Here is an 11,241-nt window from a genome sequence, read left to right as displayed (position 1 = left end):
TCGGCATCCCGGCCGGCCGCAACGCGGGCTACCGCGTGCTGCTCGACCTGCCGCCGGAGCAGCGGCCCGAGGTGATCCTCACCCTCGACGACGACGGGTCGCTTGACGGCGATCAGGTTGCCGAGAAGGTCCGCGCCGCCTTCACCGCTGACCCGCGGTTAGGCATCGTGTCCTTCCGCATCACCGATCCGGATACGGGCACGGTCCAGCGCCGTCACGTGCCGCGCGTGCGGGTAGGCGATCCGAACCATTCCTCACCGGTCACCACCTTCCTCGGCGGCGCCAATGCGACCCGCACCGCCGTGCTCGAGCAGGTCGGCCTGCTGCCCGGCGAATTCTTCCTCTTCCACGAGGAGACCGACCTGGCGTGGCGCGCGCTCGACGCGGGCTGGACCATCGAGTACCGGGCCGACCTGACGCTGCACCACCCCACGACCTCCCCGACCCGGCACGCGACCTACCACCGGATGGTCGCGCGCAACCGGGTCTGGCTGGCCAAGCGCAACCTGCCGTGGCCGCTGGTCCCGGTCTACCTGGCGGTCTGGTTCGGGCTGACCGTGGCCCGCAATCGCGACTTGTCGGCGCTGCGTCCGTGGCTGGCGGGATTCGCCGAGGGAGTGCGCAGCGACGCCGGACCGCGGCATCCCATGCGATGGCGTACTGTCTGGCAAATGACCAAGCTAGGCCGGCCGCCCATCATCTGACGGCGCGCGGAGGCAACCGGGTAGCGGGCCTGGTCAGTCAGACTAGTAAGGCGATGAGGGCGAGAAGAGTCGAAGTGAGCGGCACACAGACAGTGGCGGCCGGACCGCAGCGCGAGAGCGCCGACCCCGGCGACGTCAGCCTGCCCGCGGTCGATCCCGAGTTCAATGAACTCGGCGGCTCCGGGATGGCGGCCAAGTACAGCCTCGCGGTGGCGGGCGCGCGTCCGAATCCGATCGCGTACGCGCGCCGGTTGTGGGTGGCCAGGCACTTCATCGTCACCTGGGCGACCGCGCGCAACCAGGCGCTTTACTCCGGCTCGCGGCTCGGCCAGCTGTGGCAGGTGCTGACCCCGATCCTCAACGTCGGGGTGTATTACCTGATCTTCGGCGTGCTGCTGGGCACCAGGCAGGGCATTCCGGACTTCATCGTCTACCTGGTCGCAGGCGTTTTCATCTTCAACTTCATGCAGACCGCGATGCTCTACGGTTCGCGGGCGATCAGCGACAACCTCAACCTGATCAGGGCGCTGTACTTCCCGCGCGCGAGTCTGCCGATCGCGATCACCATCATCCAGCTCCAGCAGCTGCTGATCGCGATGGTGATCCTCTTCGCGGTCGCCTTGTCGCAGGGCGAGGCGATCACCTGGCACTGGCTGCTGATCGTGCCGGCGCTGTGCCTCCAGTTCGTGTTCAACACGGGCCTGGCCCTCGTCGTGGCCCGCTTCGGCGCGATCCTCACCGACACCAGCCAGCTGCTGCCGTTCGTCCTGCGCACGTGGATGTACGCCTCAGGCGTCTTCTACAGCATCAAGATCATGCTCGGGAAGCACCACGTGCCCGGTCCGCTCCTGTGGATCCTCGACCACAACCCGCCGCTGTTGTTCATCCAGGTGATCCGGAACCAGCTGATCACGGTTCCCGCGACGAAGGACCCGAAGATCGCGGCCGGTAACGCCAGCGCGATGTTCCTGCCCCCGCACGCTTGGCTGTGGCTGGTGTTCTGGGCGCTGGTCGTAGGGATCGGCGGGTACCTGTACTTCTGGCAGGGTGAGGAGACGTACGGCCGTGGCTGACAAGAAGAAGGCTTCCTCCACCGCGACCGACCTCATCGTGGTCGACGGCGAGGAGCTGACCCGCGACGAGGTCCTGGACCGCCGGTCCAAGCGCCGCGCCGAGGCCGCCAAGAACTCGCCGACCGTCGTCGTCGACAACCTGCACGTGCACTACAAGGTCTACGGCGGCAGCGGCGCGACCCGCGGCTCCGCGACCGGCGCGCTCAACCGGATCATCCACCGACGCAAGCACGACGCGCTGCGCGACGTGCACGCGATCAGGGGCATCTCCTTCGTGGCGCGCCGCGGCGAGTCGATCGGCCTGATCGGCTCGAACGGCTCCGGCAAGTCCACCCTGCTGCGCGCCATCGCGGGCCTGCTGCCGGCCGAGAAGGTCGGCGGCGTGTACACCGACGGCCAGCCGAGCCTGCTCGGCGTGAACGCGGCGCTCATGAACGACCTGAGCGGGGAGCGCAACGTCGTGCTCGGCTGCCTGGCGATGGGCCTGCACCCGACCGAGATCAAGGAGAAGTACCAGTCGATCATCGACTTCTCCGGAATCGACGAGAAGTCCCCGAACACCTCGCTGCGCCCTATGAAGACCTATTCGGCGGGCCAGGCCGCGCGGCTGCGCTTCTCCATCGCCGCCACCAAACTGCACGACGTGCTGCTCATCGACGAGGCGCTGGCCACCGGCGACGCGGGCTTCCAGCGGCGCAGCGAGAACCGCATCCGGGAGCTGCGACGCAACGCGGGCACCGTGTTCGTGGTCAGCCACTCGATCAACTCGGTGCGCGACATCTGCGACCGGGTGATCTGGCTGGAGGCCGGGCTGATCCGGATGGACGGCGATGTCGACGAGGTCACCGAGGCCTACGAGGCCTGGAGCAACGGCTAACGGCCATGGGCGTCACGAGCAAGCTCTTCCTCGTGATCCTGGGCCTGCTCGCGCTGGCGGCCTGCGGCCTGACGATCTGGCGCTGGCCGCGGCTCGCCGGCCGTGGGCCGCGCCCGGTGGCTGGTCGGATCGGGCTGCTGCTGACCACCCAAATCACGGTGCTGCTGGCCGTCGCGGCGCTGACGAACGACCTGTTCGGCTTCTATACGTCGTGGAGCGACCTGTTCGGCGTCGGCTCGCAGCGTTATCAGCTCAAGGACTCCGGTGTCGTACGGCCTGACGTCAACGCGGCCCAACTGCAAGCGGGCAAGACCGCGACTCCGGCCTCCCAGACGAGCCAGAGCCCAGGTAGTGGACCGAAAGCCACGGAAGTCAACACCACGTTGGTTGGACTGCGCAGCGGCATAACCGCCGGACTGGAGGTCTTCCTCCCGCCGGAGTACTACGCGCCCGCCGATGGTCGCCGCTACTACCCGGCCATCGTCGTTGACGACACGTCAGACCCCGGCGTCGCCACCCTTTCCTCCGACCTGATGTCCGGAAAGCAGCCACCGCCGCAGGCCGTGGTTGTCATAGTGCACGGTGATCACCACCGCCACATTCCGTGCGTTAGCGAGCCGGACGCCGCGTCAGCCGAGCAGTTCTGGGGCCAGGACCTACGCACCGCAGTCGCCGACTCTTACCGCGTTCGGCTAAGTCCGGCGGCATGGGGAGTCATGGGCGGCGGTCCAGGCAACGGCGGCGACTGCGCGATCGCGCTCGCTCTCGAGGACGCCGGACGATACTCGGCAGCCGCCGTCTTCGGCCGCTGGCAGCACCCCGGGCCACCGGACTCGCCGGCCGACCCCGCCTGGTGGTTGCGCAACTATCCCGCGCCGCCGAGCCGCCTGCTGTTCGCGGCCACCGGCGAACCCCCGCAGGCCATACTCGGCCCGGTTCGCCCGCCGCTTCAGGCCATGTCCGCGCCAGGTCCGGCCGACGAACTCCAGACGCTCGACTGGCTCGCGCAGACCCTCCAAAACGGCGCGCCGCAATCATGAGACCCCAGCTGAGAACACAGTCATGAGCCTGACCGGCCTTCCCCTCCTCATCCTGCTCGCGGCGCTGACCGTCGCAGGGTTCGTCGCCGTGGTCCGCTTCTGGCCGAGACTCGCCGCACAAGGCCCGCGCTCGCTCGCCGGACGCGCCGGTGCCCTCGCCGTCACGCAGGTGCTGCTGCTCGCCACGGTCCTGGCCGCCGCGAACAATTACTTCGGCTTCTATGGCTCCTGGCGCGATCTGGTCAGCGTCGCGACCGGCCACTACGCCGTCTCCGCCCCATCGCCGCTCGGCGCCGCGCAGAACGGTTCGGGCATCACCATCAATAGCCACGGCACGCTGCCGATCCCGGGGGGCGCGGACCCGGCCCGAGGCGGCAGACTCGACGACGTGACCGTGCGCGGCCAGCTGACCGGCCTGTCCGCGCACGCGCTGATCTACTTGCCGCCGCAGTACTTCCAGGCGAGCTATCGCAAAACCCTGTTTCCGACGGTCATCGTGTCCAGCGGTTACCCCGGCGACGTCACCAAGCTCGTCACGTTGCTGAGATACCCGGCCCGATTGGTCGACGGCATCAACGCCGGCCAGGACAAACCGATGGTGCTGGTGATGATGTCGCCGATGATCATCTCCGGTCGCGACACCGAGTGCACCGACGTGGCCGGGGGCGGCCCGCGCGCCGGCGAGTTCTGGTCGGTCGACGTGACCTCGGCCGTGGAGCGCACCTATCGGGTCAGCCAGGACGCGTCGGGCTGGGGTCTGGTCGGCGACTCCACCGGCGGATACTGCGCTCTCAAGCTGGCGATGCTCAACTCCGACCGGTTCTCGGCCGCGGCGAGCCTGTCAGGGTACTTCGACGCTTTGCAGGATGGGACCACCGGCGACCTCTACGGCGGCGATCCCGTGTTCCGCCGGCAAAACGACCTGCTGTGGCGGATAGAGCATCTCCCCTCCCCGCCGATCGCCGCGCTGCTGACCACCAGCCGCACCGGCGAGTCGAACTACGGGCCCACGATGCAGTTCGCCCGCGACGCCAAGAGCCCGATGCGCGTGTCGACGCTGGTCCGGGCCTCCGGCGGCCACAACTTCAACACCTGGAACGCCGAGGTTCCCGCCGCGCTGCAATGGCTCAGCAGCCATCTGGCCGCGAGCGCGAGCTGATCGGCGGGCGGCTGGCCGTCTCCGGTCTCCACGCGCTGCCATTACCATCAGGATCATGCCGGATCGAGGGCGGGGACCTGACTACATAGTCTGCGGCGCCAACACACTCGCGCACCGTCTCGTCGTCGAACTGACCGAGCTCTACGAGGTATCCGTCGTCGCGATCGTGCCGAACCGGGAGCGGGACCACGCGCCGCAGATCACGAAGATCCTCGGCCGGGATTCGGTCATCGCAATACCCACAATCACCGAGGAAGTGCTCAGGTCCGCCGACGTGTCCACGGCGCGCGGCATCGCACTCGTGGACGGCGATGACCAGACCAACATCCACGCCGCGCTGCGCGCCCAAGCGATCAACCCGCAAATCCGCGTGGTGCTGCGGATTTACAACCAGCGCCTCGGAAAGCACGTCGAACGGCTGCTGAACAACTGCGCCGCTCTCTCCCGGTCGGCCACCGCCGCACCGGCGTTCGTCAACGCGGCGCTACGCCGGCCCAACTCGGTGCAAGTCGGCGGCAAGTCGGTGAGCGTCGAGATCGGCGCGGAGGGCGAGTCGGCCGACTTCCTGTGCACGATCGCCGATCGCATCGACAAGCAGGACCTGACCCGCATGCGGCTGCTCCCCGACGCACCGGGCCCGGCCGCCACCTGGATCAGCGGCGTGACCCGCGAACCCGCCATCGCCATCGCGCCCAACGCTTCCCTGCCGACCTCCATCCCTGTTTCCCCTTCGCACCTGCCCTCCTCCCTCCCATCCGATCCTGAACCGTCTTCCGACACCTCTCCGATCCTCCCTCCCGGCACCCGCGCTGTGCTGCGCTTCCTCGACGGCGTCCGTCCGCACACGCCGTCCTGGATCTCCCGGCTGCGGTGGCGCCTCGTCGATTTGCGTCGACTGCTCGGCGCCACTCAACTGAGCCGAGTCTTCCTCGGCGCATTCGTCGCGGTCCTCGCGTCCTTCTTCACCGTCTGGTATCTGAATCAGCACTTTGCCTGGGCGATCTACGACACGCTGCTCGACATGGCCGGCGCCGCGCAACCCGACGTCTTCGGGCAGCAGAGCCAGACCGGCGGCGCGTGGCAGCGGGTCGCGCAGGTGGTGACCACGTTCTGCGGCATCATGTTCATCCCGGCGATCACCGCGATCATGCTGGATGTCATCGCGCGCGGCCGGGCCGGCATCGCCCGGCAGCCGAGCGCGGGCGTGCGTGGTCACGTCGTCGTCTTCGGGCTCGGCAATGTCGGCATCCGTGTCGCGACCCTGATTCACCAGATCGGCATCCCGGTCGTGTGCATCGAACGCGATCCGACCGCGCGCGGCATCGCCGCGGTCCGCAGCATGGAATTGCCGGTGCTCACTGGAGAAGCGCCGCTGGAAGACCAACTGCGCAAGGCCCGCGTCCACCGGTGCCGGGCCGTGCTCGCCCTCACCGGCGACGACGCGGCGAACCTGGAGGCGGCGCTGGAAGCCAGGGCCCTGGCTCCGGACGTGCGCGTGGTGCTGCGCCTCTTCGACGACGACTTCGCCACGCAGGTCTATCGCACCTTCACCAACGCGGCCTCACGATCCGTCTCCTACCTCGCTGCCCCAGCCTTCGCCGCAGCGCTCATGGGCCGCGAAGTGCTCGGCACGCTCTCGGTTTATCGCCATGTCGTCCTCGTCGCAGAGTTCGTAGCCGACGACGAATCAGGGCTCATCGGTAGACGACTGCACGACATCGAGGTTCCCGGGGAGGTGCGCGTCATAGCTGTCCGCACAAAGCACGCCCATGAGTACCAATGGCGACCGGATCACGCCCGCCGCCTCGAAAACGGGGACAAATACGTGTTGCTCGCGACCCGGGCAGGCCTGGGCCGCCACACCAGCCGCGTCTCCTAGTTCACCCTTCTTCCATCCCCCACATCCGCCGCAGTGCCTCCCCCCTCTCCTCAATCAACCTCATCCGCGCATTCCACTCATCCGGCTGCGTGTGCGCCGCCTGCGCCGTGACCTGACCCGGCCACTTGCGGTAGTAGAGCCCTACTTCGCCATGGAAATATCCCGGCGACACGACACTCGCCGCGATCAGCAACCCCGTGTCGTCTGACCCTGGCACGCCCATCCAGCCACCAAGCGCGACCAGCAACGAGCGCCGCATGCACAACGTCACGCCATGCACCGGCAGCCGATATCCATGCGAGCGCCAGTAATCCGCGACGACGCCCGGCTCCAGCCGCCCCGGTTCCGGATCGTGCGCCGACGCGACAGTCGAGCCGTCCGGCAACAAATCCAACGCCCGCGACGTCGTCCACTTCACCCCGTCCCCTCTATCACCCCCACCCCCTCCATCACTCAGTACTCGAATATCCCGCTCCAACACCCCTTCCCCCATCACGTCATCCCCGTCGAACGCCTTCACCAACTCCCCGCGCGAACGCGCCAACGCCATATTCCGGGTCTGACCCACTCCACCGTGTGGCCGGCCCGTGCCGATCCGCACGCGCGGATCCGGCGGCAGTAACCGGGCTACCTCACCGGTACGGCCGTCCTCCTGCAGGACCCATTCCCACTCCCAACCGCCCGGCATCTCCTGGCCGGCCAACGACTCGTAGGCCTGCATCAAGTAGTCAGGTCGCGGGTCCAGGATCGGCGTGACGATCGACAGAACCCGCGCGTCCTCACCCACTTACTCCACACCCATCTCTTCCGCGTCCTCCACCATCTCGACCGGAATCTCATACCGCGGCCGGTACGGCGGCGGAACCACCATGTCAGCGGTCTCCACCGGCTTGTCCCCGGCGAAGTGCGTCCGCTCGATCACGATGATCGCGATGCCGGCCCGCAGGCCAAGGATGTCCGCCTCGGGCCCGGTAAGCGTGCGCGGGACGATCTCCTCCACCGCGCGGCTGACCGTGATCCCGACCTCGGCGAGCCGCCGGATGATGCCCCAGCCGCCGAACGGACCGCCTTCTGGAGTCTGCGCGGCGCTGGTGCCGGTGAGCCCGAGCGGTTCCCAGCTGGTAGCGATGAACGTCGGCTTGGCGTCGGCGGTGTACTTGTACGCGGTGCGCACCACCGAGTCGCCCGTCGCGATCGCCAGGCGCTCGGCGATCGCAGGCGGAGCGGTCGCGGTTTCCGAGTGCGCCTCGAACGCTCCAACGCGCCCCTGCGCCGCCATCTCGGCGTGCCACGGCGAGCCGGAGGGCGGGTCGAGGTACCACGCGCGCACGAGACGGATCACCTCCGGCCGCCCGCGCACCCGGGTCGCCGCGCCGGGCCTGGTGTCGGTGAGACCCTCGTCGAACAGCAATTTCGCCGCTCGGAAGGCGGTGCCCTCGGCGACGGCGTAGTCCTCCTGAATCTCGGCCAGGGTTGGAAAGCGCGCGCCGGGAGGCAGCCTGCCGTCGATGATCCGCGCCCGCAGATCGTCCGCGATGATCTCGTATTTGCGCTTGGTGATCGGTCTCACCCCGCCGGAGAGTCGAATGTCGGCGTGGACAGCTTGACTGGCTCTATAGGGAGGCCGCAAGCTCTCTAGGGTGAAGCTCCCTAGAGAGCAAGTCCCACGGCCCGCGGGGGGACCGCAACCACCATGCGCATCTCGATCACGCTGCCCGGCTTCTCCTGCATGGTCGCCGTGGCCCGCATCGCCGTCCGCGCGCTGCTGCCCGACAACCCGCGCGCCGATGACGCGGAACTGATCGTCTCAGAGCTCGCCATCAACGCGATCCGCCACTCCACCTCCCGCGGCGGCCAGTTCGAGCTCACCGTCGACCTCACGCCCGGCCGCGTCCGCATCGAGGTCAAGGACGGCGGTCCATTCGGCTACCCGCCCCCGTCGACGCCGCCACCACCGCCACCCCCACCTCTCTCCCCTCTCATGCACCCCTGGACAACCATGCACCAAGAAGACCGCGCCCGTGACCGCGCCGCCGAGGCCGAGGAGTACGGCTTCGGCCTCGCGATCGTGACGGCTGCGTCAGACAAGTGGGGCCACAGCAGGTACCCGGATCACGCAGTCTGGTGGGCGGAACTCACATGGCCCGACTCCGCCTCCACCCCCGCCCTGCACCCATCCGGCCGCCCAACCATCGCGAGCGCCCCGTGAACGACGCCTATCTCCTCATCCGTGCAGGCATCACCGCTGACTACATCACCGCCGACCAGGCGCAGCAGCTCTACGACGAAGCCCTCGACCACCCCGAATCAGGCCTCGATGGCCAACTCGAATCCGGCTTCGGCTTCTGGTCGCTGAGCTCCGACGGAACCGTGCGCCTCGTCCGCTGCACGGTGATCCCCTGTGCGCCCATTCCGGCCCATCGGTCCGACGAACATCCGGCTGTTTGATGTTCTCCAATTCCCACGCGATTCGACGCACGATTTCGTGCCGACCCCGAACGGCTCCAGCGGAACTGCGCTGCCCCTAACCAACGCACTCACGGCGCCGGGCGTTCTACCCGGTCGCGATATTCACGACATCACGTCGACCCTCCGCCCACTTCGCGGCATCCAGACCTTGCCCACCGACCTAGCCCGCCATTAAGCCTGACCGCGCCTTCGCCCGTGCGTCTCGGCCAGGGCGTCCGAGTGCTGATATCAAAGTTCGATCTCGACGCCCCGGACCCGTATCAAGACCTGGGTCCAGGTACCTCGACCGCAACGCCCCCGGCGACCGGAAAGCCGAATGTTCGGCAGGCGGGAGCCGATCGCGGTGACGGTACGCGGAAAGGGTAGCTGGGTCTTGATCCACCGCTGCCTCAGCTGTGGGCGTATGCGGCTCAACCGCACGGCTGGCGACGACAACCCGTTCCTGCTGCTGCGCCTTGCAGCCCTGCCGCTGACCATGCCGCCCTTCCCACTCCAACAGTTCCAAGGTGACGAATAACATTGCTTGTGGCCAAGTCGGACAGCTTGCCTCAAGGTACCGCGGCGTCAGAACACACGGAGCGGACGTTGCTCACGGCCGCATTAGCCTCGATTCTTCGGCAACAGTAACCCATTGACTTGCCGTCCGGCTCTCAAGCCCTCAGTCGACTGGGGAGTCGGGAGAGACCACTTCCCACGTTCCGAAGTGCGTCAGTCCTACGGCCTTGGCCACGGCGAGGGACGCATGGTTGTCGAGCTGGCACCGGTACTGAGGTTCGTACCCTTGCTCCGCGGCGTGTTTGCACAGGGCCCGTACCAGGGCTCGGGCGTGACCGCGTCGGCGCAACGCGGGCAGCGTCAGCACGCCGAGATCCGCGATCCGCGCGCCGCCCCAGGGGTACATGCTGGCTACGGCGACCATGCGGTCCTGCGCAAAGGCGCCGAAGACTGCCCAATGATCCAGTTCGACGTAGGCGTCGTCGCGGTCCTGCTCCGGCGCCGACGCCTGGAACTGGGCGAATAGTGCGGCGTCGGCTTCCGACAGTTGCCGAACACCGGGATGCGCCGCCTCGCCCAGCAGCCTGTCCAGAGCGTCCCTGGAGAAGTAGAACAGGTTGTCCGCCGCATACAGCGCCACACCGGCCTCGCCCAAGGCTTGACGCAGCTGCGCCTCGCTTTGCGGCCGCAGCTGGGACAACCCCACCGCGTCGGCCAGCGCTGGCGTAAGCACCGCCTTGACCGTGCCGTCATCGGTGCGCAGCACCATGACCCGACGGTCCTCGCTCAACTCGGCGTTGACCGCAACGGTGAAGGTCGCACCGCGCGGCAAGAGTTCTTCGCCCGAGAAGGTCGCGCGCCAAAAGTCGGTGACGACCGGCGAAAACACCTCAGCTGCTCCTCGCGCGGCTCGGTCAGCTCCCACGTGCGGCAGTTTCCAGCGCTCGCCGGACATCGACAACTGAATTATCGAGTTCAGCAAGCTGACACGTACTGCGACCATTCCGGGCGGCTTCTCCGTAGCCGCCGGGTCCGGGGCCTTGAGGCCGGGTTCAATCAGCTCCTCGCGCAGGAGACTGCGGGTGCAGCGGGGCGTGGCGGCGAGGGGTTGACGGGTTGCAGCCGCCCTGGATCACGAGGCAGAGGGGAAGCCATCCGAACGCAAAGGAACGATGGCCACGCACTCGGCGAGAGGCCGGGTCGTACTTGGCGGCGCGCTCGGCGCCCCGCCTGGTCGAAGTCCGATTTCACGATCTCCGGCAGACGGGCGTGACGATCGCGGTCCAGACCGGAGCAACGCTGAAGGAGCTCATGCGGCGGCGATTACGGAAGCCCCGGACCTGTATCAAGGTCTGGGGCTTCTGGTTGCTGCGTCCCTGGTGGAGGGTGGTGCCCACGGCGCGATTCGAACGCGCGACACCCGCTTTAGGAGAGCGGTGCTCTATCCCCTGAGCTACGTGGGCTGGGATGTGTCTGGAAATTGGTCTGAAATTCGACATGGGATGCCGGGTCAGGCCAGTTCGGGTCACACCTCCGTGGCGCGCA

At 67.8% G+C, this 11,241-nt stretch carries 12 protein-coding genes and 1 tRNA gene; 9 read left to right on the top strand and 4 right to left on the bottom strand.

The window, feature by feature from the left end; all coding sequences use genetic code 11:
- From VN779_RS00280 to VN779_RS00255, 6 genes are all read left to right on the top strand, one after another.
- Positions 1-704 (top strand): hypothetical protein (locus VN779_RS00280; protein WP_325718942.1); only part of this gene is annotated, 704 nt, incomplete at its 5' end.
- Positions 705-757: 53 nt separating this feature from the next.
- Positions 758-1,777 carry an ABC transporter permease gene (locus VN779_RS00275; protein WP_414639537.1) on the top strand — a complete coding sequence of 340 codons (1,020 nt, stop codon included), beginning with the start codon at positions 758-760 and terminating at the stop codon, positions 1,775-1,777.
- A 73-nt stretch (positions 1,778-1,850) separates the two neighbouring features.
- Positions 1,851-2,654: an ABC transporter ATP-binding protein gene (locus tag VN779_RS00270; protein WP_349260568.1), complete on the top strand. Its 804-nt coding sequence runs from the start codon at positions 1,851-1,853 to the stop codon at positions 2,652-2,654.
- A gap of 5 nt (positions 2,655-2,659) precedes the next feature.
- Positions 2,660-3,694, top strand: coding sequence for a hypothetical protein (locus VN779_RS00265; protein ID WP_325718934.1), 1,035 nt, complete (start codon positions 2,660-2,662; stop codon positions 3,692-3,694).
- A 22-nt stretch (positions 3,695-3,716) separates the two neighbouring features.
- The gene (locus VN779_RS00260; protein WP_325718932.1) at positions 3,717-4,853 is read left to right on the top strand and encodes an alpha/beta hydrolase; all 1,137 of its coding nucleotides are present in this window, start codon (positions 3,717-3,719) and stop codon (positions 4,851-4,853) included.
- Positions 4,854-4,908: 55 nt separating this feature from the next.
- Entirely contained in the window at positions 4,909-6,732 is a 1,824-nt protein-coding gene (locus VN779_RS00255) for a potassium channel protein (protein ID WP_325718930.1), read from the top strand.
- Between the two features lies 1 nt (position 6,733).
- On the opposite strand, the gene VN779_RS00250 is transcribed toward VN779_RS00255, so the two are convergent.
- Together VN779_RS00250 and VN779_RS00245 are read right to left on the bottom strand one after the other, a co-directional pair.
- Positions 6,734-7,519, bottom strand: a complete 786-nt coding sequence (locus VN779_RS00250) for a hypothetical protein (RefSeq protein ID WP_325718928.1) — start codon at positions 7,517-7,519, stop codon at positions 6,734-6,736.
- Positions 7,520-8,302, bottom strand: coding sequence for a GntR family transcriptional regulator (locus VN779_RS00245; RefSeq protein WP_325718926.1), 783 nt, complete (start codon positions 8,300-8,302; stop codon positions 7,520-7,522).
- A 123-nt stretch (positions 8,303-8,425) separates the two neighbouring features.
- Between VN779_RS00245 and VN779_RS00240 the strand changes: the two genes are divergently transcribed.
- The 3 genes from VN779_RS00240 (at position 8,426) to VN779_RS26250 (ending at position 9,718) form a co-directional block, all read left to right on the top strand.
- Positions 8,426-8,941, top strand: a complete 516-nt coding sequence (locus tag VN779_RS00240) for an ATP-binding protein (protein ID WP_325718924.1) — start codon at positions 8,426-8,428, stop codon at positions 8,939-8,941.
- Positions 8,938-9,180 (top strand): hypothetical protein, encoded by a 243-nt coding sequence (locus VN779_RS00235; RefSeq protein ID WP_325718922.1) that lies wholly within the window; start codon positions 8,938-8,940, stop codon positions 9,178-9,180. Before VN779_RS00240 ends, VN779_RS00235 begins: the two co-directional genes overlap by 4 nt.
- 337 nt (positions 9,181-9,517) lie before the next feature.
- Positions 9,518-9,718 (top strand): RNHCP domain-containing protein, encoded by a 201-nt coding sequence (locus VN779_RS26250; protein WP_349260567.1) that lies wholly within the window; start codon positions 9,518-9,520, stop codon positions 9,716-9,718.
- A gap of 141 nt (positions 9,719-9,859) precedes the next feature.
- Here the strand turns inward: VN779_RS26250 and VN779_RS00230 are convergent, their stop codons facing one another.
- Positions 9,860-10,585, bottom strand: coding sequence for a GNAT family N-acetyltransferase (locus VN779_RS00230; protein WP_325718920.1), 726 nt, complete (start codon positions 10,583-10,585; stop codon positions 9,860-9,862).
- A gap of 498 nt (positions 10,586-11,083) precedes the next feature.
- Positions 11,084-11,159, bottom strand: a tRNA-Arg gene (locus tag VN779_RS00225).
- Positions 11,160-11,241 lie beyond the last annotated feature (82 nt).

The sequence above is a fragment of the Actinocrinis sp. genome, from assembly GCF_035605935.1.
In the GTDB taxonomy this organism is placed as follows: Bacteria; Actinomycetota; Actinomycetes; order Streptomycetales; family Catenulisporaceae; genus Actinocrinis.
The sequence above is the reverse complement of the archived record's forward strand: the minus strand, read 5'-3'. Positions and strand labels throughout refer to the sequence as shown.